This window comes from Streptomyces sp. NPDC058045 (genome assembly GCF_042885635.1).
Classification (GTDB): Bacteria; Actinomycetota; Actinomycetes; order Streptomycetales; family Streptomycetaceae; genus Streptomyces.
This window is the reverse complement of the sequence record NZ_JBHVRR010000029.1, coordinates 37,533-61,191: the sequence shown is the minus strand read 5'-3', so window position 1 is coordinate 61,191 and position 23,659 is coordinate 37,533. Positions and strand designations below refer to the sequence as shown.

Genomic DNA, 23,659 nt, shown 5'->3' with positions numbered 1-23,659 from the left:
ATGCTGTCGTTCATCGCCCGGCGTGTGGGCTCGGCGGTCGGCACGCTCGTCCTGTCCTCCGTGATCGTCTTCCTCGCCGTGCAGGCCCTGCCCGGCGATGTCGCCACCCAGGTCCTCGGCAAGGACGCCACCCCGGACGCCGTCGCCGCCCTGCGCGGAAAGCTGGGACTCGACCAGCCCGCCTGGCAGCGGTACGTGGACTGGATACGCGGGGCGCTGCACGGGGACTTCGGCACCTCCCTGGTCACCGGCCGGCCCGTCGGCAGCGAGGTCACCACGCACCTCGGCAACTCGGCGCTCATCGCGCTGGTCACGGTGCTGTTCGCGGTCACCGGGGCGCTCGTACTGGGCGTCCTCGCGGGGCTGTACCGGGACCGGTGGCCGGACCATCTGATCTCGACGGTCAGCCTGGTCGGCATGAGCATCCCCGAATTCGTGGTCGCCACCGTGCTGGTGCTCTGCTTCTCCATCGCGCTGCCGTGGTTCCCCGCCGTCGTGCTGTACGGCCCCGAGGCGAGCGCCGCCCGGCTGCTGCCCGCCGTCTGGCTCCCGGCGCTGGCGCTCGCCGTGGTCATGGCCGCGTACATCGTGCGCATGGCCCGGACGTCCGTCATCGATGTGATGGCGAGCGAGTACGTCACCACGGCCCGGCTGAAGGGGCTGTCCACCTGGCGGGTCGTCACCCGGCACGCGCTGCCCGGTGCGCTGCTGCCGGTCCTGCACGTGGTCGCGCTGAACGTCGCCACGCTCGCCGGGGGCGTCGCCGTCGTCGAGAACGTCTTCAACTACCCGGGCGTCGGCAAGCTGATGCTGTCCTCGGTGCAGAACCGCGATCTGCCCGTCATCCAGGCCATCGCACTGATCAGCGCCGTGATCTACGTCCTCTGCAATCTCGCCGCGGACCTCGGCGCCATGGCCCTCAACCCCAAGCTCCGTACCGGAGGGAGGACCCGATGACCACCCTCGACAGCGGCAGCGACACCGGTACCGGCACCGCGCCGGCCGCCCCCGCGGCGCGTGCGGCACGTGTCTGGCGCACGCTGCGTTCCTCGCGCACCGCCCTCGCCGGTCTGGCGATCGTCGCCGTGCATGTGCTGATCGCCGTGCTCGCCCCGCTCCTCACCTCCTACGACCCCGTCGGAGCCGACGCCTCGCACGCCCTGCTCGGCCCGAGCCTGGAGCACTGGGCGGGCACCGACCAGTACGGGCGCGACGTCCTCGCCCGCGTCCTGTACGGCGGCCGCTACGCACTCGGGGTGTCGGTGGCCGCGACCGTGCTGACCGTCGCGCTGGGCACGATCGCCGGATGCGCGGCGGCGCTGCGCGGTGGCTGGTTCGACGACGTACTGGGCCGTGTCCTGGACGCGGTGCTGTCGGTGCCCGCGCTCCTCGCGCTCCTCGTCATCGTGACGGCGCTCGGCACCGGCCCCGCGGTCATCGTCCTGGCGATCGCCGTGGTGTACGTGCCCCAGGTCGTGCGGGTGGTGCGGGGCGCGGCGCTGGCCGTGGTACCCGCCGACTATGTGACCGCGGCCCGGGCCCGGGGCGAGGGGACCTGGTCGATCCTGCGGCGGGAGGTCCTGCCCAACATCACCGATGTGGTGTGTGTGGAGTTCGCCATGCGGGCCTCCTGGGTGGTGCTGCTGATCTCCTCGCTGTCCTTCCTCGGCTTCGGCGCCGACCCGCCGACGCCCGACTGGGGCCTGATGGTCGCCGAGAACCGCACCGCGATCACCGTCGTCCCGATGGCCAGCCTCGCGCCGATCATCGCCCTCGCCACGCTGGTGGTGGGGCTCAACCTCGCGGCCGACGGCCTGTCCAAGGCGTGGGGCGTGGACCGGATCAGGGAGGGCTCCTGATGACCCCGATCGTTTCCGTGAACTCCCTTTCCGTCGCCTACCGTTCGGGCGGCCGGGACATACCGGTCGTGCGGGAGGTGTCCTGCGAGGTGGCGGAGGGGCACACGCTCGCCCTGGTCGGCGAGTCCGGCAGCGGCAAGTCGACCCTCGCGGCCACCCTGCTCGGCCATCTGCGGCACGGCTCGCGGATCACGGGCGGCTCGGTGCGGGTGGACGGAGAGGACGTATTCGCCCTGCCGGCACGGGAGTTGAGGCGGCTGCGCGGCGGCACCGTCGCCATGGTCGCGCAGAACGCCGGGCACGCCCTGACCCCGTCCATGCGCATCGGGCGGCAGATCGCGGAGGCGGGCGGCGAGGTGCCGGTCACCGACCTGCTGGAACAGGTCCGGCTGCCGCGCCCCGCCGAGCTGGCCCGCCGCTACCCGCACGAACTCTCCGGCGGCCAGCAGCAGCGCGTCGCCATCGCCATGGCCATCGCCGCCCGCCCCAAGGTCCTCGTCCTGGACGAGCCCACCACCGGCCTGGACGTCGTCACCCAGCGCAGCGTCCTCGACCTGATCGGCGCGCTGCGCGACGAACTCGGCCTGGCCGCCGTGCTGGTGAGCCACGACCTGGGGGTGGTCGCGCACATGGCGGACGAGGTGACGGTGCTGCGCGCGGGCCGGATCACCGAGTCGGCACCGACGCGGCGCCTCTTCACCGCGCCGCGGGACCCGTACACCAGAAGGCTGCTGGCGAGTGTGCCGCGGCTGGACGACTCGGGCCTCGCGCTGGTGAGCGAGACCGGGGAGCGGGAGATCCGGCCCCGGGCGGAGCTCTCCCCCGAGGCCGAAGTCACCGTCCGGGCGCGGGATGTGACCATCGACTACGGGTCCTCCCGGGCGGTCGACGGTGTCTCCTTCGAGGTGCGGCGCGGCGAAGTCCTGGCCCTCGTCGGGGAGTCGGGCAGCGGGAAGTCCACGCTCGCCTGGGCGCTGGCCGGGCTGCGCACCCCCTCCGGCGGCACCATGACCCACGCGGACGGTGACCTCGCGCGCCCGGCGGGCAGGCGCCCCCTCGCACTGCGGCGCCGCGTCCAGCTCGTCTTCCAGAACGCCGACACCTCCCTCAACCCGCGCCGTTCGGTGGGCGACGCCATCCGCCGCCCGCTGCGCTTCTTCGGCACCGTCGAGGGGCGCACCCAGGCCGCGGCCCGCGCCCGGGAACTGATCTCCGACGTACGGCTCGACCCCGCCTTCGCCGACCGGCTGCCCGCCCAGCTCTCCGGTGGACAGCGCCAGCGCATCGGCATCGCACGCGCACTGGCGGGCGGCCCCGAGGTGCTGATCGCGGACGAGATCACCACCGCACTCGATGTGTCCGTCCAGGCCGACGTACTGCGGCTGCTGGACGATCTGCGCCGCGAACGCGATCTGGCCTGCCTGTTCATCAGCCATGACCTGGCCGTGGTCCGCGGCATCGCGGACCGGGTGGTCGTCCTGCGGCACGGAGTCGTCGTGGAGGAGGGCCCCACCGAGGCCGTGTTCAGCGAGCCCGGCCACCCCTACACCCGACAGCTCATGGCGGCGGCCCTGGAACCCGACCCGGACGCCCGCCCGTTCACCGCCGACCCCACCCCCTGGGCGGACGCCGCCGAACCGGACGACATCTGGACGGACCACGGACACGGCCACCGGGTACGCCGCTGGCGCCCGGCGACGGAAACGGACACCGGACCCGCGCCCGCCGAGCACGGGACGGCCACGGAGGGATCGGCGTGAGATACCGCGAACACTTCGAGCGCCGGGTCGTGCGCGAGGACATCTGGATCCCGGTGGACGGCGGACGCACCCGGCTGCACGCCCGCGTCTGGCGCCCCGCCGACGCCGAGGCGGACCCGGTCCCCGCACTCCTCGAATACCTGCCGTACCGCAAGAGCGACTGGACCGCGCCCCGCGACGCCCAGCGCCACCCCTGGTACGCGGGCCACGGCTACGCCTCCGTCCGGGTCGACATCCGCGGGCACGGCGACAGCGAGGGCACCCCCGGCGACGAGTACGACGCGCGGGAGCTCGCGGACGGCGCCGATGTCGTCAACTGGCTTGCCGCACAGCCCTGGTGCACCGGCCGGGTCGGCATGTTCGGCATCTCCTGGGGCGGCTTCAACTCGCTCCAGATCGCGGCCCTCGCCCCCGAACCCCTCCAGGCGATCGTCACGGTCTGCTCGACCGACGACCGCTACGACAACGACGTCCACTACACCGGCGGCGCCGTCCTCGGCATCGACATGGCCGCCTGGTCCGGCACCATGCTGGCCTTCGCCGCACGGCCACCGGACCCGAAGTCCGTCGGCGGCGACCGCTGGCTGCCGATGTGGCGCGAACGCCTCGACGCCCTCGAACCCTTCCTGCACACCTGGCTCGACCACCAGCAGCGGGACGCCTACTGGCGGCACGGCAGCATCTGCGAGGACTACGGGTCCGTGCGGGCGGCGGTACTGGCGGTCGGCGGCTGGAACGACCCGTACCGCGACGCCGTGCTGCGCCTGGTGGAGCGTCTGCCGGCCGACCGCGTCCGCGGCATCATCGGCCCCTGGTCCCACCAGTACCCCGACCGCGGGCTGCCGCCCGGCCCCGCGATCGGCTTCCTCCAGGAGACCCTCCGCTGGTGGGACCACTGGCTGAAGGACGAGGACACCGGCGCCATGGCGGAACCCCTGCTGCGGTCCTGGGTCAACGACCCTGTCCCGCCCGCCAGTTCGTACGAGGTGATGCCCGGCCGCTGGGTGGGCGACACGGAATGGCCGTCGCGGAGGACCCTCTGGCGCGTGCGGCCGCTGGGCACGGACAGCGGCCCCGGCGCGGTCGTCACCGTGCGCTCCCCGCAGCACACCGGTGTGGACTCCGGCCGCTTCTTCCCCTACGGCAACGCCGGCGATCTGCCGCCCGACCAGCGCGAGGAGGACGGGCGGTCCGTCTGCTTCGACTCCGAAGTGCTCCCCGAGCGGATCGAGATACTCGGCCGCCCCCGCCTGCGGCTCCGCCTCGACAGCGCCACCCCGCGCGCCCATGTGATCGCCCGCCTCTGCGACGTGGCGCCCGACGGCTCCTCGACGCTGGTGACCCGGGGCGTGCTCAATCTGCTCGCCCGACGCGGACGGGACCGGGTGACCGAGTGGACACCCGGCACCTGGGAGGACGTCGAGTTCGAACTCACCGGCACCGGCTACGCGTTCCCACCCGGCCACCGCATCCGGGTCGCCGTCTCCGACACGTACTGGCCGTGGGTCTGGCCGCACGGCGAACGCGGCGAACTGACCGTGCGCCCCGCCGACAGCGCCCTGCTGCTGCCGGTGCGCGAGCCGGGCGAGGAGTCGGGGGACGAGCCGGAGATCCGCTTCGAGGACCCCGAGCAGGCACCCCCGCTGCCCGTCACCCACGAGGCTCCCGCGACACCGCGCCCCGAACGGCTGGTCACCCACGACGTGGCCGCGGGAGAGTGGACCCTGGAGGTCGACCCCGGCTACGGCGGATCGCGCACCTATCCGGACGGACTGCGGTACGAGGAGAGCGCACGGGAGACATACCGCATCCGCAGCGGCGATCCGCGGTCCGCGGTCGCCGTCTCCGAGTGGCACATCCGGTTGCGTCGCGGGGAGGATTGGGACGCCGAGATCACGACCCGCACCGAACTGCGGGCCACAGCCGCAGACTTCGTGATGGACAGCCGCATCGAAGCACGGGCGAACGGAGAGACAGTGGCCAACCGCACCTGGCACCGCACCACCCCGAGGACCTCGGGATGACGACACCCAAGACCCCGCGCCGCGCCGTCGCCGCCGCGGACCGCACCCGCCAGCCCACCGAGGTACGGCGCCGCCTCATCGTGGAGGCGGCCGTCCCCCTGATCGCCGAACGCGGCTACGCGGTGGGCGTACGCGCCGTCGCCGCCGCGGCCGGGGTGTCCGTCGGCACCGTCACGTACCACTTCGGCAGTGTCCAGGAGATCCTCTCCGAGGCGATGATCCTGCACATCGAGCGGTACTACGCGGCGCTCAACGAGGCCGCGGAGCGGGCCACCAGCGGTGCCGAGGGCCTGCGGCTGATGATCGACGCCCTGTTCACCGAGGACACGGACCGCCACTGGCGCATGTGGTTCGAATACTGCAACACCGGGGGACGCGGCACCGACGAGACCTTCGCCCGCGGCCAGGCCCAGCGCTACACGGACTGGCACCGCCAGATCCGCCAACTCGTCGAACGGGGCATCGCCGAGGGAGAGTTCACCTGCGACGACCTCGACGGCACCACCGCCCGCTTCGCCGCCCTCGCCGACGGCCTGGCCCTCCAGCACCTCCGCCAGACACCCCCACTGACGACCCAGGACGCCCGCCGCCACCTGAACCGCCTCATCGAAACGGAACTCACGCCCAGGCCGCTGCCGTGAAACGCCGGCCGCCGACTCACCCCAGGTCGGCGGCGGTGGCGACGACGGGACCGTAGAGGTCCGCGATGGTCGCCAGCGCGCTGTGGTGCACCTGCGCGCTCGGCACTTCGGCGAGGGCGGTGGCCAGCGGCCGGGTCGCGCAGGCGTCGGCGACGACCGTCGGCCTCTTCCCGTGCAGGAAGGTGCCCTCGGCGGTGAACGTCACACACATATGGGTCATAAACCCGGCGATGACGACGTCCTTCCGGTCGGCGGCGTCCACCAACTCGCCCAGGCCGGTGCCGACATAGGCGTTCGGCGCGGTCTTGGCGACCACCGGCTCGCCCGCCACCGGGGCGACCTTCGGATGGATCCGCCCGATCTCGGCACGGATGTCGTAGGGCGTGCCGATCCCGCCGTCGTTGACGATGTGGATGACGCCCGCACCGGCCTCCCGTGCCCGGCGGAGCAGTTCGGCGGCCGCGTCGAGCGCCGGCTCCCAGCCGTCCAGCTCCATCACACCCCGGGTGTAGGTGTTCTGGTAGTCGACCATGATCAACGTCGAATCGGCCAGCGCGGCCGGGGTGTCGTCGAATCCGTTGAGCTGCCTCAACGTGGTGCGCGCCATGACTGTCTTCTCGCCTCCGTACGCCGCGACCGGGGTTTGCCGGCCGGGATACTTCGACGTTAGGTTCCACGAAGCGGCGTCGGCAATGACATGCAACCCGCAGAATCCGACATCCCTCAACCAGGAGAGAACATGGGCCGGAGGAACACCGTCGAACGCCTGGTGGTCGTGGTGGTCTTCGACCGGGTCGACCTCCTCGATGTCACGGGCGCGCCCGAGGTGTTCTCCCTCCTGCGACGGGAGTTGGACGGGCCCACCGGGTACCGGGTGCTCATCGCCGCCGAGACACTCGACCCGGTGACGACATCGGCCGGGGTGCGGGTGCTGCCCGACACGACCTTCGGGGACCTGGCCGGCCGCGGGATCGACACCGTGATCGTCCCCGGGGCGGTGAGCGTCGACGAGTACCGCCGGGTCGCGGCTCTGGTCGACCCCGAAGTCGTCCGCCGCGTCGCCGAGTTGGCGCCACGCGCCCGCCGCGTCGCCTCGGTGTGCGTGGGCGCCCATATCCTCGCCGCGGCGGGACTGCTGGACGGGAAGCGGGCGACGACACACTGGTCGACGGCCGCCCAACTCGCCGCGGAACACCCGGAGATCGAGGTCGACGCCGACCCGATCTTCATCCGCGACGGCGAGGTGTGGACCGGGGCCGGGATCAGCTCCTGCCTCGATCTGGCACTGGCCCTGGTGGCCGAGGACTTCGGTGAGGCCCTCGCCCAGAAGGTCGCCCGCCAACTCGTCGTCTACCTCAAACGCCCCGGCGGCCAGAGCCAGTTCAGCGTGCCGCTGGAACCGGTCTCGACCACCAAGCGGGTGGACGAACTCCGCCATCACATCACCGAGCACCTCACGGAACCACTCACCGTCGCCGATCTCGCCGAGAGCCTGCACATCGGCGACCGCCAACTCACCCGCATCTTCAAACAGGAACTGGGGACGACGCCCGCGGCCTATGTGGAGGCGGCGCGCGTAGAGGCGGCGAGAAACCGTCTGGAAACCGCCGACGACACCCTCGCCAGAGTCGCCTCCACCTGCGGTTTCGGCACCACGGACACCCTCACCCGAGCCTTCCGCCGCTCCCTGGGCATCACCCCGGGCGAGTACCGCCAACGCTTCCGGATCGGGTGACGGGGGTGCCCTCGACGCGGCATGAAGCGGCCTCGCCGCAGGAGCAACCCCCCGTCAGGGCTTTTCGGGCTTGCGCGCCAGCACGCAGGCCCGCGACCTGTGCACCCGCCCACCGGGCGCCTGCTCCAGCCTCGCGGTGACGACCAGCCCGACCTGCTCCAGCAGACCGACCATCCGGTCCAGGGGTAGCAGATACGACTCGTAGGACACCGGACGGCCATAGCCCCGGGTCGGTCGCAGCCGTTCATCGCCGACATAGTCCCCCCAGAGCAGATAACCGCCGGGCGCCAGCGTGCGATGGAACTCCGCGAACACCGCCGGCAGCCACTCCGGGGGCGTGTGGTGCGTGGAGTACCAGGCCAGGATGCCGCCGAGCTCGCCGTCCCCCGTCTCCAGCCCGGTCATCGAGCCCTCGGCGAACCGCAGATCCGGGTAGGCGTGCCGGGCCAGCCCGATCATCTTCGGCGACAGATCGACACCGAACGCGGACACCCCCAACCCGGCCAGATGCGCCGTCACCCGGCCGGGGCCGCACCCCAGATCCGCGACCGGCCCGAGCCCGGCCGCCCGCACCAGTTCGGCGAACCCCGCCAGCATCGCCCGTGACAGCGGGTCCAACTCGCCTGGAGGCGGGACGCGTTCGACGTAGTCGACGGCAATCGTGTCGTACGACTCACGGACGGCGGTCAGAAAGGAGGGCTCTGCCATGGGGGCGACCCTAGACCGGCCTCGTGGACGAGGGCGTAGGAAACCGCCGGTGACCAGTCGAGGTCGGCCCGCCGATGCCGCCCCGCCGCGCGGTCAGGCCAACTCCCCGCAGACTGGCGGCTGTTGGCGATCGCGGCCACTCATCACGGCATCGCGAGCCGTACGAGCACGGTCTTGCCGCTGCGGCCGTCCGCGGGAGCGAGGCTGATGTCGCCGTCGTACGCCGCGGCCAACTCGGCCACCGTGCGCAGGCCCCCGCCCATCGCGTCCGGCGACAGATCGGGCAGACGCGGGTCCTCGTCCGCGACGGCGATGAACAACTGGCCCGAGCCGACCATGACGCCGACCTCCGCCACCGGCGAAGCAGGGGCGTGCCGCACCACGTTGGCGACCAGCTCGCTCACCACTAGCTGCACGGCGTCGGCGAACACGGTGCCCGGGACGACGCCCACCTCCGGGAGCCTCCACGTCAGCACCTCGCGCGCCTCGCGCACCGCCCCGATCGCCACCTCCATGGAGACCACATGCAGCAGGGTCACGGGCGGCTCATGCGTGACGGTCGCCGTGCATCGCCCTCTGTGCCGCTGCGCCGGCACCTGCTCAGAACTCCTCACAGCACCGCTCCTGTTCGCCGAACCGGTAACGCCCTCATCGCACTCCGCCTTCGTCCTCGTCCGGAAAATAATATAAAGATCAACCATTGAACTGTCAATGACTTACCCCTTAATTCTCTTGATCACTCGCCAGGGAGACGAACACCACAACGGCGGGGCGCGCAGGGCTTGTTGAGGCCGCGCCGCTCGCGCCGGCGGAGGTGAGGCGCCCCGTGGCCGCCGTAAAAGCGTGGACGGGGTCGGCGGTGGTCGCCTACGGTGTGGGTTCACGCTCTGAGGTGGATGGAAGGAGGCGAGTGCCGTGCGGTTTTCAGGTCTTCAGCGCTCCCTTTTTCGTTGTCCCGGCGTGGCGTGTGAGTTCTGACCGGGAGCGCTCCGAGCAGTCTGTTCCCGGAGGAATTTGATGACCGATCTGGTCGTTCGCGCGCTCTCTTCGAGTGACGCCGGTGTCTTTGACGCCATACCCGATCCGCTGGGTGCCCGTGAGGGGCATCGCCGTACGCGGTTCCGGCCCGAGTGGATGCGTGTTGCCGTGCGCGGTGGGGAAGTCGTCGCGCGGGGGGCGTGGTGGGGTGGCCCGGACGATGTGGAGCCGGTGAACGTCAACTGGTTCGATGTGGCCGAGGGCGAGGAGGAGGCGGGGGCCGAGCTGCTGCGTTCCGCGCCCTGGCGGGTCGAGTTGGAGATCAACCTTCCCGGTGGCTGGCGGGAGGAACCCGTTCTGTGTGCGGCCGCAAAGGCGCGTTTCGCCGCTGCCGAGGCCGCCGGGTACGAGCTGCTGGTGGAGCGCTTTCTGTACCGGTGGACCCCGGAGTGCGGTCTGCCCGAGCGGCCGGGGCGGCTGCGTTTCCGTGCCGAACCGGATGATTCCGTGTTCTTCGAGGCGCTGCGCCGGATCCATTCGGCGACGCTGGACGCCCATGCGCTCAGGGAGGTGGCGGAAGGCGGTCTCGACCAGGCCGCACAGGGGGAAATCGACTTCTTCCACTGGTGCCCTTCTCCCCGGGAGTGGTGGCAGCTCGCGTATACGCCGGAGGGCGAGTTGGCCGGTATCCATATTCCGGCGCACAATCCGTCGGGGCCGACCGTCGGTTTCATCGGAGTCGTTCCGGAGCAGCGCGGTCGCGGCTACGCCTATGACCTTCTCGCGGAGTGCACGCACTTTCTGGTCGCAAAGGGCGCGGAGTTCATCACCGGGGGGACAGATCAGGGCAATTTCCCCATGGCCGGGAACTTCACCAAGGCGGGCTTCCCCGTGGTCGGTGAGCGCATCAATTTCCAGCCGAAGGCCCGGTAGGCACGGGCGGTAGGCACCGGGCGGGCGCGTACAAGGCCATCAGGGCAGGCAGGGCAGGCACAGGCCGGCAGGGAATTCACCCCACTTGGACTAGACCAGTGAGGGTTTTTCATATTCCTCTCCGGGCCTCTCACCAGGTGTTTTCAATTCTACTGGTGTAGACCTCTTGACCCTTGAGCTCATACGCCTCTACGTTCCCGATCATCCCGCCCCCCGCACCCGCCCCGGACGGCCGCTCGCGCCCCGCACGTCGGCCGCCCGGGGTACCGCCAGGCCGCAAGGCCGCCCGTTGCCCGTACCCACCGCCGGAGTTGACGATGTCCGCACCGTCCGAAGACCAGACCGTCCGCCGCAGAACCGTCCTGGCTGTCGCCGGCTCCGCCGCGCTCGCGGCCTCCGTCTCCACTGCCTTCTCCGCACCGGCGTTCGCGGCGGGGGCGGCGCCCACCGCGGACTCCCCCTGGCCCGAGCCGGCGCGCGATGTCGCCCGGGACGGCACCGCGACCGCGTCCAGCGAATACGACCGCGACCCTGCGCGGTTCGCCGCCTCGCATGTCAACGACGGTGATCTGAGCACCCGTTGGGGTTCCAACTCGCCGGAGAACGGTTATCCGGACGTCAACCGCGAGTGGGTGCAGGTCGAACTCGCCGAGCCCAGCCCGGTGCACCATGTGGCGATCCACTGGGAGACCGCGCGCGCCGCGCACTACGAGATCCAGGTCTCCGACGACGGCAAGACCTGGCGCACCGCCCTCGACGTCCCGGACGCCCCCGGCGGCCGCGAGATCCTCGAACTCGGCCTCACCGCGCCCGTGCGGTTCGTACGGATGCAGGGCGTCGAGACGGCCACCGGCTGGGGCTACTCGATCTTCGCCATGGAGGTGTGGAACGGGCCGCGGCCCGGCGCCGGCCTGCCCGCGGGCCGGATCATCCCGGTCCCGGTCGAGCAGACCTCGCGGCCGGACGACCGCCCCTTCGCGCTGGGGCCCAACAGCCGGATCATCGCCGCCGACAAGGGCGCCCGGGAGGTCGCCGGGCTGCTCGCCGGGTATCTGCGTCCGGCGACCGGGTTCACACTGCCGGTGGTCGGCGGCGGTGCGGGCAAGGACGGGGACATCACGCTGCTGCTGGACCGCTCCCAGGCCCCGTCCCGGGCCAAGCTGGCCGTCGCGGAAGGCTATGTCCTCACCGCCGGCGAGGGTGGGCTGCGGATCGCGGCGGCGACCGCGCACGGCCTCTTCAACGGGGTGCAGACGCTGCGCCAACTGCTGCCTCCGTGGATCGAGGGCACCGAGGTCAGGCCCGGCCCGTGGACCGTCGAGGCGACCGAGATCCGCGACTACCCCCGGTTCGTACACCGCGGGTTGATGGCCGACGCGGCGCGGAACTTCCTCCGTGTCGAGGAGGTCAAGGCGCTCATCGACGGGCTGGCGCAGTCCAAGGGGAACGTACTGCACTGGCATCTGACGGATGACCAGGGCTGGCGGATCCAGATCGACTCACGGCCGCGGCTCACCGAGGTCGGCGGAGGCATGTCCATGCCGGGCGGGCGGACCGGTTTCTACACCAAGGACGACATCCGCTCCGTCGTCCGGTACGCCACCGAACGGCATGTGCAGGTCATCCCCGAGATCGAGATGCCCTCGCACACCACGGCGGCCCGTACCGCCTACCCCGAACTGAGCGGCGCCGGCGGCTACTTGGCGGATCTGGAGACCACCTACGCTTTCATCGACGACGTACTCCGCGAGGTCGCCGCGCTCTTCCCCTCGCCCTATGTGCACCTGGGCGCCGACGAGTCGGACATGCCGCACGACCAGTATGTGCGTTTCCTGCGGCGGATCGAGGGCATCGCCCGCAGCCACAAGAAGACCATGATCGGCTGGTCCCCGAGCTGCGGCGTCGTCCTCGACACCGAGACGGTCCACCACTACTGGCAGGACCAGAGCCGGGAGATGTCCCGCGAGTGGTTCAACCCCCGCCGCCCGGTGGTCCTTTCGCCCACCCAGCAGACCTATCTGGACTACCCGTACCCCACCTACGACACCCGGCGCGCGTACACCTGGAATCCGGACGATCTCACCGACGGGTGGACGGGCGCCAAGGTGCAGCGGGACTACGGGCTCAACAACGAGGACATCCTCGGCATCGAGGCCCCCATCTGGGGCGAGCGGATGCTGCGCGGGCTGCCCGATGTGCAGTACCAGGTGTTCCCCCGGCTCCCCGCGATCCTGGAGAAGGCGTGGTCCCCGGCGGAGGCCACCGAGGACGCCGAGGGTGTGGTGGCCAGGACCGGGACGCAGGGCGTGCGCTGGCTCTTCGCCGGCCGGAACTTCTGGGTGGACCCGGGAGTGCGCTGGGAGGCCGCGGCGGTCGGCACCGCCCTGAGCACCGGCAAGGACGGCGCCGTCAACGCGGCCGTCGCGAGCCTGGCGCTGCCCGGGGTGGCACCCGACAAGGTCACCGCCACCGTCGACTGGGGCGACGGCGACACCAGCACCGCCACGGTCAGCGGCGACGCCCCCGGGGACCGCCAGGTCAACGGCGTGTACCAGGTCAAGGGCGAGCACCGCTACACCCGCCGGGGCACCTTCCGCGGCACCGTCCGGATCACCGGCCCCGGCGGTGTGAAGGCCCAGGCCGAGTTCACCGTGACCGCCCGCGTCTGATCACGGCCTGATGGAACGACCGGATCGCCGGCGCCCGGTGGGGGCGCCGGCGATCCGGTGGCGGGTCCAACTCGCCTACCGCGGTCAGTACTTGACGTAGGCGGTGACGGCCTTGTGGTTGGAGTAGGAGCCGCCGGTCATGCTGTCGGTGATCGTGGCGGCGTTGCTGAAGCCGCCCGTGTGCTTGACCAGCATGACGTCGATCCGGCGCTTGCCGCAGGTGTTGTGCTTGGTGGAGCAGTCGCGGCTGCCGCACTTCTCGGCGATCGGGTCGCGGAAGCCGTAGCCGCGGGCCTTGTTCCACCAACTGCCGTGGCTCACCGCGACGTTGGCGTCACCTGCGACGATCTTGAGGCTGCCGCCGAGACGGTCGACGGCCTCGTTCGCCTCCTTGATGTTCTCGGACGCGCAGTCGGGGCCGTTCCACTTCTTCGTCGGCCAGTGGATCGAGGCCACCGTGACATCACGCCCGGCGGACTTGTCCTGGAACCGTACGGCGATGTTCTGCACCCGGTCCTGGCTGGTCTTGGTGGGTGTCAGGTTCCGGCAGGGGCCGCTGCCGCCCTTGGGGGCGTCGGACCGCCAGGTGGTGGAGGACTTCGGGACCAGCCGGTCGGTCCGGTAGATCACCGCGTTGGTCTGCTGGTTCTTCAACTTGCCGCAGCGGCTGGTGTAGCCCATGGAGCCGGGGCTGCCGATGGCGATACGGCCCGCGTAGGTGCCTGGCAGCAGATCGCTGAGGCGCTTGGTGAAGTCGGTGAGCTGGCGGGTGTTGGAGATCTGCTGCACGGTGAACACATCGGGGCTCTTGGGCCTGCTCTTGAGGTAGTTCAGCAGCCGGTCGAACCGGTCGCCGGAGCAGGAGTGCGGAACCATGTTCTCGATGTTGTTGTTGTAAGTGACCAGCGGCGGAGGGGCCTTGGCGACTTGGCCCGCCTGTGCGCCCTGGACCCCGATGACCGTCAGTCCGGTCACCGCAGCCGCCCCGACGGCGAGCGCGCGGTAGGTCACACCACGTCTGACAGAGAGCATCTGTGCTCCTGCACGGTAGGGGGTTGGTGCCGGGCAGCATGGCACAACTCCCGGAGAATGTGACCCGTCAGTAGCCAACTCCCCTACCAGTGGCCCCAGTTAACCCGATAAGCCCCCCGCTCCTGCCGAACCTCCGCCGCGAGTACGTCAGTTGGCGGCGGAAGCGGTCGGCCCCGGCGGGATGTGGACGGTCATGATCAGGTGGCAGGGGCCGGTGCCCGCGCCGCGGTAGGCGTGGGGGGTGTCGCCGTCGAAGGTGGCGGTCTGGCCGGTGGTGACGGTGTGCTCGGTGCCGTCGACGACGAGGATCATCGTGCCGGCGGTGACGCTGACGGTCTCCACGACTCCGGCCTGGTGGGGATGGCTGGGGTACTCCTCGCCCGGTTCCAGTCGCCAGCGCCAGATCTCGACGGGGGACGGTCCCGAGGTGGTGAGCATCAGCCGGGCCTCGCCGCCCTGTTGCCCGGCCCACAGCGGCATGAGCGCGTCGGCGGACACGATCCGGACGCGGCCTTCCGCCGGCCCTTCCATCAGGGCGGACACCGAGATGCCGAGGGTGTCGGCGAGGCGGACCAGGGTGGCGAAGTTGGGGTTGCCCTGCGCTCTCTCCAGTGCCACCAGGGCGCCTTTGCTGACCTTGGCGCGCCTGCCCAGCTCGTCCAGGGTCAGCCCGGCGCGGGTGCGGGCCGCGCGGACGTTGTGCGCGAGGGTCCGCAGTGCCGCCTCGGTCTCCGCCATGGTTCGCCTCTCCCTAGGTGGATCGCCGCACACCGGACGGTTGCCGGTGGACCGACGTCCGCTGGATGCCGGTTGACCGGGGACGGTCGGTGCGTTGTACGGTGTGGTCGTTCCATTGGATGGTAAGGGGTGTGCCCCGTGTTCCGTTCCCGCCCGTGAGGACCGCGTATGTTCATCCAGCCCTGGGACGCAGCCCTGGACGACGCCGAGTGGCAGGCGTGGATCGCCGACGGCCATGACTTCGGTGTGCTCAGCGTCAACGGCCCGTCCGGCCGGGCGCCCGTCGTCGTACCCACCCACTTCACCGCCACGGACGGCGCGCTGCTGGTCCACCTCGCGCGGCCGAACCCGGTCTGGGCGGCGATCGAGGCGCATCCGCAGGTCACCTTTGCCGTCACCGGCGACTACGCGTTCGTCCCCGGCCCCTGGCGCACCAAGCCCGGCACCCCGCCCACCGACGGCGTCCCCACCAGCTACTACGCGGCCGTCCAGTTCACCTGCCAGGCCGCGATCATCGACGACGCCGAGGCCAAGGCGGCGATCCTGCGCCACCAGATGGCGCACTTCCAGCCGGACGGCGACCACGCCCCCATCGCCCCCGACCAGCCGCCCTACGGCCGGATGCTGTCCGGTATCCGCGGCCTGCACCTGGCCGTCACCGAGGTACGGGCGAAGTTCAAGTACGACGACCACAAGCCGGTCGAGCAGCGCACCGGCACCGCCCGCCGCCTCACCGAACGCGGCACCGGCCTGGACGCGCCCGCCGCGTCCCAGCAACTCCGCCGCCTGGACCGCATCGGCCCCTGGCAACCCTGACCGCGCCCCGCCGCCCCAACTGCCGCTCCCGGAACGGAACTTCCCGATGACCGCCTTCCGTCTCAGCCCCGCCGTCGCCGAGGCCTTCCCCGGCACCCGTATCGCCATCGTCACCGCCACCGGCCTGCGCGGGCGCGAGCCCTGGCCCGCCACCGCCGCCGCCGTGGAGGACCTGGAGCGGCGACTCGCGGACGGTGGGTGGCAGCCCGCCGACGAGAGCGACCCGCGGATCGAGGCCTGGCACACCGCCTACCGGGCCTTCGGCACCAACCCCCGCCGCATCCGGCCCTCCGTCGACGCGCTGGGCCGCCGCCTCGCCAAGAAGGGCACCCTGCCCCGGATCAACCCGGCCGTCGACTCCTACAACACGGTCTCCGTCCAACACGGCCTGCCCGCCGGTGCGTTCGACCTCGACCAGGTCACCGGCGACATCGACATCCGCCCCGCCGACGGCGGCGAGACCTTCACCCCTCTCGGCGAGCCCGACACCGTCGAGCACCCCAGGCCCGGCGAGATCATCTACCTCGACACCACCGATGTACTGACCCGGCACTGGAACCACCGCGACGCCCACCGCACCCGCGTCACCGAGGACTCCACCCGCGTCGCCTTCGTCCTCGAAACCCTGCACGCCACCCGCGACGGACACCTCCTGAAGACCGCCGCGGCCGAACTCCAGGACCTGCTGGCCCCGCACACCGACCGCACCGAACTGCACCACCTCACCCCGGAGCAGCCGGAAGCCACCGTCTGAAAACCGGTCCGGGTGGGGTGTGCGGGACACTGGCCGGGTGATCGTGATGCAGCCCGTCCTGGAGTCACGCCCGTACGGCGACTTCGGGCTCTGGCCCGTCGCCGCGGCCGAGCCGTCCGGCTGCCTGCCGCTCGGCGGGGGACTCTCCCCCGCCGAGGTCGGGACGGCGGTGCTGCGGATCGCCGCCTGCAACGACATCGACCCCGAGCAGGACGGCCGGCCACCCCGATCCATCCGCCGAACTCCTGGGCGGCACCGTGCGGTTGACCGTCGACACCGAGCGGGACGACAGCCCGGTAATCGAACTGCCCGCCACCCGGCTCCGCCAACTCCTCGAAGGCGCCGAGCGCGACCTCACCGCGTTCCTCGCCCTGGCCGCCGACTGGGCACCCCGCCACCTGCCCGACCACGCCACCCCCGTCCTCACCGCCCTCACCCGCGCCCTCGCCCTTCCCGGGGCGCCCAACTCCTAGGCAGGCAGGCGTAGTTGGCGCGCCCTTGGTGGCTTTCGCGTCGCGCGGACGTAGGAGCGGATCGTCATGCCCAGCAGTCCGAGTACGGCGATCCCGAGGACACCGTGGTACCACCGCCAGCCCACACCGAGTCCGAGGAAGCCGTCCGCGACCAGCACCACCATGCCCGCGCCGACCCCGATCGCGGTGACCGCGAGGGCCCCCAGCATCAGTATCCGCGGCACCCGCCGTCCCGCACGGACCACCGTCGCCAGGACGAGCAGGGCACCCAGGACACCGTTCGACGCCGCGAGCCACTGCGCCACGGTCACATCCATCATGTCGTGCGCGTACGCCGCATACTCCGCGGCGGGCACCACCGGACCACCCGGGAACCCCAGCTTGCCCTGCGCGGCGAACACGGCCTTGCCGACGCCGTAGCCGAGGAACAGCGCCGCCATCGCCCAGGCAGGCCAACGCACCTGATTTTCCACGTCACTTCTTGTCTCTCGCACACCGAGAACGGTAGGCACCGGGGACGCGGCGGCCATCGTGCGAGGGCACGATCACCTGCTCCCCCGCCCGGCGGAGGCCGCACTCCCCCACCTCCGCAACACCGGGTGCGGGGTGCGGAGTTGGGGGATCATGGGCGGATGGACGCTCCGATCCCCGTCGACCTCGCCCGCTGGCCGCGCCGGCAGCACTTCGAGCACTACCGCCACCGTGTTCCATGCACCTACTCAATGACGGTGGAGGTCGATGTCACCGCCTTCGCCGCCGCGTTGCGACGCTCGCGGCGCAAGTCGTACCTGGCGCAGATCTGGGCGCTGGCCACCGTCGTCAACCGGCACGAGGAGTTCAGGATGTGCCTCACCGCCTCGGGTGCGCCGGCGGTCTGGCCGGTGGTGCATCCGTCCTTCACGGTGTTCAACCCGGACCGGGAGACGTTCGCCGCGGTGTGGGCGCCCTACGATCCCGACTTCGGCGCCTTCCACGACACCGCCGCCCCGCTCCTCCAAGTGCACGCCCGGGCAACGGAGTTCTTCCCCCAGGGACAGCCGCCGGCCAACACCTTCGATGTGTCGAGCCTGCCGTGGGCCTCCTTCACCGGCTTCAACCTGAACATCGGCGGCGACCAGGACCATCTGGCACCGATCTTCACCCTGGGCCGCTACACCGAGCGCGAGGGCCGGGTCCTCCTCCCCCTCGCGGTACAGATCCACCACGCGGCGGCGGACGGCTTCCACTCGGCACGCCTCGTCGGGGAGGTACGGGACCTCGTCGCGGATCCGTCGTGGGTGGGCGACGAGGGCTCGTAAGGGGGCTGAACTCCGTTGTGGGGAAGGGTAGTTGGCAGCCCGTCACGGAGTTGACGCCGCGAAGTCACGGCAGGCCGGGCACTCCTGGATGACGGGGTGGGTGCACTCCAGGACGTGGTCCAGGTAGGCCGCGGCCCGGTCGAGTCGTTCTCGTTGCCGGTCGATGGCCTGGCGCTGCTCGGCGACGAGATCCCGGCGTTCCTGCCGGCCGCCGTTCAGCAGGCGGGCGATCACGCTGAGGGACATCCCGGCCCGCTGGCACCTGACCGCGATCGACAGGGCGTCCAGCAGCTCCTGGTCGTAGCGGCGGGCGCCGCTCGCGGTGCGGCGTGGGGTGATCACCCCCTCGTCCTCCCAGTGACGGAGGAGGTGGGTGGAGACTCCGAGGCGTTCGGCCGCCTCACCGATGCGCATCAGCGGAGGGTGCATCCCCCCATCATCCTTGACTTCGTGCCGACCCGAACTTCTACCGTCCACCCCGTGCGAATCCATGAACTCAACTGCGGAACCCTGAACGTCCCCGGCGGGGAAGCCGTCCTCGGGGTGCCCCACTTCATCTGCCGATGCCTGCTGATCGAACTGCCGGACCGACTGGTCGCCGTCGACACCGGGATCGGCCGCCGGGACATCGAGTCCCCCGGGCCACGCCTGGGCAAGGACTGGGTCGAGCTGATCGGCCCGGCGCTCGACCCCGACGAGACCCTGATCGCCCGCGTCACCGCGCTGGGCCTCGACCCCCGGGACGTCTCCGATGTGATCCTCACCCACCACCATCTCGACCACGCGGGCGGCCTCGCCGACTTCCCCGCCGCCCGCGTCCACACCACCGACGCCTGCCGGTCCGCCGTCGATCAGGGCGACGGGCACGTCAGCCCCGCGCAGTGGGCGCACGGTGTGACCTGGGCACCCGCCCCCGTCCCGGCGCCGCACTGGCGGGGGCAGGACACCTGGACGCTGGACGGCCTCCCGGCGTCGATCCGCCTGGTCGCCCTGCCGGGCCACGCACCGGGACACGCCGGCGTACTCATCGACAACCTCGACGGAATCGACGACCTCGGCGGCATCGACGGAACGCCCGGCGCCCGGGAACTCCTGCACATCGGCGACGCCGTCCACCACCACGCCCAACTCACCCGCACCGCGCCACCCGCGGTGGAGGCGTTCGCCGCCGCCACCCAGCACGAGGAGACCGCCCGGCTCCGCACCCAGCGGCTGCTGGCGGAGTTGTCGGCCGAGGGGACGGTGCGCCTGGTCAACTCACATGATCCCGCCCTGACTTGACCGCGCCCCCGGCCGCCCCCCGTCCTCCGGGACTTGCGCGCCACCGGTACCGAGGGCCGATCATGAGGGTTCGTTTCCCCGACCATCCCCGACCACCTGGCGGCGACACGTGAAACCCCCCATGCCCCTCGTCCCCCGTCGGCGGCTGCTCACCCGGACCCTGCCCGGGGTGGCCGCGGCCGCGCTCACCGCCGCCTGCACCCGGGAGGCCGCCTCGCCGGAGGCGCCCGGGCCGCTGTCCGCGCTGGTCTACCGCGGTCCGGGCGTCTGCGAAGGGTGTGCGGAAGCGGTGGCCGCCCTGCTGAAGCGGAGCCCGCGCCGCTTCGAGGTGGCCTACGTCGGACCGGACGAGGACCTCCCGCTGACCGCCGCGAGCCTGGCGGACGCCGATCTGTACGCGCAGCCCGGCGGCGGCGACGATGTCGACGCGGCCTGGCGGGCGTTGAGGGGCGCGGCCCGTGCGGTCCGCGACTGGACCCGGGACGGCGGCCGCTACCTCGGTTTCTGCATGGGCGGCTATCTGGCGGGCCGCACCCCCGGCTTCGGCCTGCTGCCCGGCGACACCGACGGCTACACCTCCTCGCCGGGCGCCTCCGTCCACGACGGGCGGGACACCGTGGTGCCGGTGACCTGGCGGGGCAAGCGGCGCCATATGTACTTCCAGGACGGCCCGCGCTTCCTCCTGGACGACGGCGCCGACGCGACCGTACTGGCCGAGTATGGCAACGGCACCATCGCCGCCGTCGTGGCACCGTACGGCCGGGGGCGGGTCGGGGTGGTCGGGCCGCACCCCGAGGCCGACGCCTCCTGGTACGCGGACGAGGGGCTGCGCAATCCGGACGGCGTGCGCTTCGACCTCGGCCTGGACCTGATCCGGGAAACCGTCAAGGGCCTTTAGATAATGGGTAGTTGGCGCGGGAACGGCGACGGCCGGAGCACCACCGGGGTGCTCCGGCCGCCGCAGAAGACCGTTCTGACGCCGCGTCAGCAGTCCGGGATGACCGTGCCGTTGTTGTCACGCGCCTGGTCGTTGCCCCAGCGGGCGAGGTAGTACGCGGAGACATACTGGTTCCCGGGGCCGACGTCGAGGTCGGTGCGGAGCCACCAGTGGTTGAAGTTGCCGGAGCCGTCGCGGATCTCCCGGCCCCAGACCTTGCAGAAGACGTAGTTGGTGCCCTTGTAGAGGGTGCCGGTCTGGGCGGTGCTGCTCGGCGAGGCGTAGCCGGGCGCGTTGCTGAAGGTATCCACCCAGTACTTGCCGCCGCCACCCCCGCCGCAACCGTTGTCGCTGGTCAGGTACCTCTGGTAGTACGCGCCCGGATAGGGGGCGAGGGAGCCGCCGTTGATGACGATGGGCTGCCCGACGCCGTTGTAGAGCTGCTCGTAGTGGATATGGGCGCCCGAGCTGTTGCCGGTGGAGCCGGTGGAGCCGATCTGCTGGCCCTGGGCGACGTTCTGCCCGTTGCTGATGGCGAAGGCGGACAGGTGGAAGTAGTACGTCTTCCAGCCGCCGCCGTGGTCGATGACCACGTAGTTCCCGGCGCCGCCGCCCTCGTAGTAGCGGTAGGCGGTGCCGGAGGCGGAGGCCAGGACGGGTGTGCCCGCCGTGGAACCGCCGTCGGTACGGACGAAGTCAAGGGCGAGGCGGACCTCGGCCGAGTGGTGGCTGTACGTCCACTGCTGGCCGCAGGGGTAGGGCGCCTTGAAGTTCGGTGCCGCCTGCGCGGGCACGGCGGTGAGGCCGATCAGCCCGATGACGCTGGCGACGATGACGGACAGGGCCCGTCTGAGAGACATGGCGTGTTCTCCTTCACTGAAGGCCGGAAGGGCATGAGCGATACGCCGGGCGGTGCCGTACGGGAGTGCGCGAGCCGTGACGGTGTCCACCCGCCGACAAATTATGGACGTGTCCATGACCAATCCGGAAGCCTGCCGCTGACGGGACCGCAGACAACACAGGATCTCTCGCCCCTCCCCGCCGCCTCAGCCGGAACGCCGCCCCGCCCTCACCGCGGCGGGAAACGCCTCGCGACTCAGCGACACCTCCCCTCGGCGACGACCGGGGGCTGCGCCACGGTTCAGATGCCGGGCCGGTACCAGCCCAGGGGGCAGCCGCTGGTGTGGGCCGCGGTGTCGATGGCGGGGCGGTCGAGGGGGTGGCCGTCGGCCGTGGTGGTGGGGAGCCAGGCGGCGGCGTACTCGTGGCCGTAGCGTGCCAGGAAGTCGGTGAGGTAGGACGAGGTGACGGCGGTGTCGCCGGGGAGGGGGTGGAGTCGGGCCAGTCGGCGGGCGGAGGTGAGGCCGTGGGCTTGGAGGTGGCCGGCCGCGGTCTCCTCGATCGCGGGGTCGTATCCGGCCAGGAGGAGGATGCCCAGGCGCACCCCGCGCGGCCGGAAGTGTTCGGCGAAGAACCGCGAGGATGCTTCATCGTTGCTGGTCATCGCCACATCGTAACATTTACTAGACACAGGAGTCGACTCAACTGTAGCTTAATCGCCACTTAAAGCGCGGCCGGTACTCCCCTACGTCGATCGCACGACGAACGCACTGGAGGTGCGTGGTGGCAGAGGACGTTCTGCAAGACTCCGAAGAAGGTCAAGTGAATGGGACGGGAGACGCGAACCGGGGGCATTCCGATGACGGCCTGACCCGCCGGCGGTCCGTTTTCCTGGCGGTGGCCGGGGCGACGACTCTTGAGTACTACGACTTCATGCTCTACGGGATCGCCGCGTCGCTGGTGTTCGGCGATGTGTTCTTCCCGGTGTCCAATCCGCTCACCTCGACCCTGCTCGCGCTGGCGAGCTTCGGGGTGGGATTCGTGGCGAGGCCGCTCGGCGGTGTGCTCGCCGGCCAGTGGGGCGACCGGCACGGGCGCCGGCCGGTCCTCATCGCCTCCCTGATCGTCATGGGCACGGTGACCGTGCTCGTCGGACTGCTCCCCGGCTACGGCCGGATCGGGTTCTGGGCGCCGACGTTCCTGGTACTGCTGCGCCTGATCCAGGGGCTGGCCGCCGGGGGTGAGAGCGGTGGCGCCGTGGTGTACGGGGTGGAATCCGCGCCCAAGGGGCGGCGCGGCATCTTCGGCAGTTTCGCCGGGATGGGGCAGAGCCTCGGCGCCATGCTGGCGATGATCGTCTTCGGTCTCAGCTCGGCGCTGGTCTCCAAGGACGCTCTGCTGAGCTGGGGTTGGCGGGTGCCGTTCCTGATCGGCGGTCTGGTGACCCTGATCGGTGTCATACCGCTGCTCCGGGCGCCCGACACCGAGGAGTTCGTGAAGAAGGTCGACAAGCAGGTCGACAAGAACGAACGGCGGCCGATGCGGACACTGTTCCGGCAGCATCCGCGGGCGCTGCTGCTGGCCACCGGGCTGAGCCTCGGCACCAACGGCACGATCTACATCCTGCTGACGTTCTCCACCATCTACGCCACCAACAACGGCTGGTCCACGACCCAGGCGGTCAACGGCCAGATCGTGCTCACGGCGGCGGTGACGGCCAGCATCCTCTTCGCCGGCGCGCTCACCGACCGGTTCGGCGCGGCCCGCCTCATCGTCCTGGCCGGCATCGTGATGGCGGTCTTCAACTTCGTTCTGTTCGGGGCGCTTTCGGGCGGGAGCGTGGTCGCCTTCTTCGCGGTGTTCGCGGTGGCCGGGGTGATCGACTCGTTCATCACGGGCTGTACACCGGTGTACTTCGCCAGCCTGTTCCCCGCCTCGGCCCGGTACAGCGGTGTCTCGGTGACGTACCAGGCGGGCGCGGCGCTCAGCGGCTTCGCCCCGGCACTCGCGGTGTTCCTCTACGACGTGTCGGGGAAGTCGATGTGGGCGGGCCCGGCACTCGGGCTGCTGCTGCTGGGGATCATGGTGGTGTGCACGATCATGCTCCGGGACACCGCCGAGGAGTTCGGTGAGGCGGCCGACACCGACACCGCAGCCGTTCCGGCCGGTAAGGAGAACTGACC

24 protein-coding genes are annotated in these 23,659 nt (G+C 71.1%); 15 read left to right on the top strand and 9 right to left on the bottom strand.

Features of this window, described 5'->3' with window-relative positions; genetic code table 11:
- Genes ACFVST_RS18925 through ACFVST_RS18905 form a run of 5 tightly spaced genes read left to right on the top strand, consistent with a single transcriptional unit; the run spans window position 1 to window position 6,284 of the window.
- The gene (locus ACFVST_RS18925) at window positions 1-957 is read left to right on the top strand and encodes an ABC transporter permease (RefSeq protein ID WP_390152899.1); all 957 of its coding nucleotides are present in this window, start codon (window positions 1-3) and stop codon (window positions 955-957) included.
- The gene (locus tag ACFVST_RS18920; RefSeq protein ID WP_390152896.1) at window positions 954-1,859 is read left to right on the top strand and encodes an ABC transporter permease; all 906 of its coding nucleotides are present in this window, start codon (window positions 954-956) and stop codon (window positions 1,857-1,859) included. The genes ACFVST_RS18925 and ACFVST_RS18920 overlap by 4 nt, the downstream gene beginning before the upstream one ends.
- A complete protein-coding gene (locus tag ACFVST_RS18915; protein WP_390152894.1) occupies window positions 1,859-3,619 on the top strand; it encodes a dipeptide ABC transporter ATP-binding protein in 1,761 nt (586 codons plus the stop codon). The genes ACFVST_RS18920 and ACFVST_RS18915 overlap by 1 nt, the downstream gene beginning before the upstream one ends.
- Window positions 3,616-5,643 carry a CocE/NonD family hydrolase gene (locus ACFVST_RS18910; RefSeq protein WP_390152891.1) on the top strand — a complete coding sequence of 676 codons (2,028 nt, stop codon included), beginning with the start codon at window positions 3,616-3,618 and terminating at the stop codon, window positions 5,641-5,643. The genes ACFVST_RS18915 and ACFVST_RS18910 overlap by 4 nt, the downstream gene beginning before the upstream one ends.
- Window positions 5,640-6,284, top strand: a complete 645-nt coding sequence (locus tag ACFVST_RS18905; protein WP_390152889.1) for a TetR family transcriptional regulator C-terminal domain-containing protein — start codon at window positions 5,640-5,642, stop codon at window positions 6,282-6,284. The genes ACFVST_RS18910 and ACFVST_RS18905 overlap by 4 nt, the downstream gene beginning before the upstream one ends.
- 16 nt (window positions 6,285-6,300) lie before the next feature.
- On the opposite strand, the gene ACFVST_RS18900 is transcribed toward ACFVST_RS18905, so the two are convergent.
- Entirely contained in the window at window positions 6,301-6,891 is a 591-nt protein-coding gene (locus ACFVST_RS18900; protein WP_390152887.1) for a cysteine hydrolase family protein, read from the bottom strand.
- A 132-nt stretch (window positions 6,892-7,023) separates the two neighbouring features.
- Here ACFVST_RS18900 and ACFVST_RS18895 point away from each other — a divergent pair, with 132 nt between their 5' ends.
- Complete coding sequence (locus tag ACFVST_RS18895) at window positions 7,024-8,019, top strand: GlxA family transcriptional regulator (RefSeq protein WP_390152885.1); 996 nt, start codon at window positions 7,024-7,026, stop codon at window positions 8,017-8,019.
- 54 nt (window positions 8,020-8,073) lie between these two features.
- Here the strand turns inward: ACFVST_RS18895 and ACFVST_RS18890 are convergent, their stop codons facing one another.
- Window positions 8,074-8,727 (bottom strand): class I SAM-dependent methyltransferase, encoded by a 654-nt coding sequence (locus ACFVST_RS18890; protein WP_390152882.1) that lies wholly within the window; start codon window positions 8,725-8,727, stop codon window positions 8,074-8,076.
- A 143-nt stretch (window positions 8,728-8,870) separates the two neighbouring features.
- Window positions 8,871-9,266: an ATP-binding protein gene (locus ACFVST_RS18885; protein WP_390152879.1), complete on the bottom strand. Its 396-nt coding sequence runs from the start codon at window positions 9,264-9,266 to the stop codon at window positions 8,871-8,873.
- A 478-nt stretch (window positions 9,267-9,744) separates the two neighbouring features.
- Here ACFVST_RS18885 and ACFVST_RS18880 point away from each other — a divergent pair, with 478 nt between their 5' ends.
- Window positions 9,745-10,638, top strand: a complete 894-nt coding sequence (locus ACFVST_RS18880; protein ID WP_390152877.1) for a GNAT family N-acetyltransferase — start codon at window positions 9,745-9,747, stop codon at window positions 10,636-10,638.
- A 317-nt stretch (window positions 10,639-10,955) separates the two neighbouring features.
- Window positions 10,956-13,307: a family 20 glycosylhydrolase gene (locus tag ACFVST_RS18875; RefSeq protein WP_390152874.1), complete on the top strand. Its 2,352-nt coding sequence runs from the start codon at window positions 10,956-10,958 to the stop codon at window positions 13,305-13,307.
- 84 nt (window positions 13,308-13,391) lie between these two features.
- Here the strand turns inward: ACFVST_RS18875 and ACFVST_RS18870 are convergent, their stop codons facing one another.
- Window positions 13,392-14,339: a hypothetical protein gene (locus tag ACFVST_RS18870; protein WP_390152871.1), complete on the bottom strand. Its 948-nt coding sequence runs from the start codon at window positions 14,337-14,339 to the stop codon at window positions 13,392-13,394.
- 147 nt (window positions 14,340-14,486) lie between these two features.
- Entirely contained in the window at window positions 14,487-15,077 is a 591-nt protein-coding gene (locus ACFVST_RS18865) for a helix-turn-helix domain-containing protein (protein WP_390152868.1), read from the bottom strand.
- Window positions 15,078-15,245: 168 nt separating this feature from the next.
- On the opposite strand from ACFVST_RS18865, the gene ACFVST_RS18860 reads away from it, so the two are divergent.
- The 3 genes from ACFVST_RS18860 (at window position 15,246) to ACFVST_RS18850 (ending at window position 17,120) form a co-directional block, all read left to right on the top strand.
- Entirely contained in the window at window positions 15,246-15,893 is a 648-nt protein-coding gene (locus ACFVST_RS18860; RefSeq protein WP_390152865.1) for an FMN-binding negative transcriptional regulator, read from the top strand.
- 46 nt (window positions 15,894-15,939) lie between these two features.
- Window positions 15,940-16,647 (top strand): B3/4 domain-containing protein, encoded by a 708-nt coding sequence (locus ACFVST_RS18855; protein WP_390152862.1) that lies wholly within the window; start codon window positions 15,940-15,942, stop codon window positions 16,645-16,647.
- 263 nt (window positions 16,648-16,910) lie between these two features.
- Entirely contained in the window at window positions 16,911-17,120 is a 210-nt protein-coding gene (locus tag ACFVST_RS18850; protein WP_390152859.1) for a hypothetical protein, read from the top strand.
- Here ACFVST_RS18850 and ACFVST_RS18845 read toward each other — a convergent pair.
- Window positions 17,117-17,614, bottom strand: a complete 498-nt coding sequence (locus ACFVST_RS18845; protein ID WP_390152857.1) for a hypothetical protein — start codon at window positions 17,612-17,614, stop codon at window positions 17,117-17,119. The two genes, ACFVST_RS18850 and ACFVST_RS18845, sit on opposite strands and share 4 nt — an antisense overlap.
- Window positions 17,615-17,752: 138 nt before the next feature.
- Between ACFVST_RS18845 and catA the strand changes: the two genes are divergently transcribed.
- A complete protein-coding gene (gene catA / locus ACFVST_RS18840) occupies window positions 17,753-18,418 on the top strand; it encodes a type A chloramphenicol O-acetyltransferase (protein WP_390152856.1) in 666 nt (221 codons plus the stop codon).
- Between the two features lie 42 nt (window positions 18,419-18,460).
- On the opposite strand, the gene ACFVST_RS18835 is transcribed toward catA, so the two are convergent.
- The gene (locus tag ACFVST_RS18835; protein WP_390152853.1) at window positions 18,461-18,847 is read right to left on the bottom strand and encodes a MerR family transcriptional regulator; all 387 of its coding nucleotides are present in this window, start codon (window positions 18,845-18,847) and stop codon (window positions 18,461-18,463) included.
- Window positions 18,848-18,898: 51 nt separating this feature from the next.
- Here ACFVST_RS18835 and ACFVST_RS18830 point away from each other — a divergent pair, with 51 nt between their 5' ends.
- Both ACFVST_RS18830 and ACFVST_RS18825 read left to right on the top strand, forming a co-directional pair.
- The gene (locus ACFVST_RS18830; RefSeq protein WP_390152850.1) at window positions 18,899-19,699 is read left to right on the top strand and encodes an MBL fold metallo-hydrolase; all 801 of its coding nucleotides are present in this window, start codon (window positions 18,899-18,901) and stop codon (window positions 19,697-19,699) included.
- Between the two features lie 121 nt (window positions 19,700-19,820).
- The gene (locus tag ACFVST_RS18825) at window positions 19,821-20,597 is read left to right on the top strand and encodes a BPL-N domain-containing protein (protein WP_390152848.1); all 777 of its coding nucleotides are present in this window, start codon (window positions 19,821-19,823) and stop codon (window positions 20,595-20,597) included.
- 86 nt (window positions 20,598-20,683) lie between these two features.
- Here ACFVST_RS18825 and ACFVST_RS18820 read toward each other — a convergent pair whose 3' ends face one another.
- Both ACFVST_RS18820 and ACFVST_RS18815 read right to left on the bottom strand, forming a co-directional pair.
- A complete protein-coding gene (locus ACFVST_RS18820) occupies window positions 20,684-21,496 on the bottom strand; it encodes a M23 family metallopeptidase (protein ID WP_390152845.1) in 813 nt (270 codons plus the stop codon).
- A 281-nt stretch (window positions 21,497-21,777) separates the two neighbouring features.
- Complete coding sequence (locus tag ACFVST_RS18815; protein WP_390152842.1) at window positions 21,778-22,140, bottom strand: hypothetical protein; 363 nt, start codon at window positions 22,138-22,140, stop codon at window positions 21,778-21,780.
- 158 nt (window positions 22,141-22,298) lie between these two features.
- On the opposite strand from ACFVST_RS18815, the gene ACFVST_RS18810 reads away from it, so the two are divergent.
- On the top strand, window positions 22,299-23,657 hold the full coding sequence (locus tag ACFVST_RS18810) for an MFS transporter (protein WP_390152840.1): 1,359 nt from the start codon (window positions 22,299-22,301) through the stop codon (window positions 23,655-23,657).
- The last annotated feature ends 2 nt before the right edge of the window (window positions 23,658-23,659 follow it).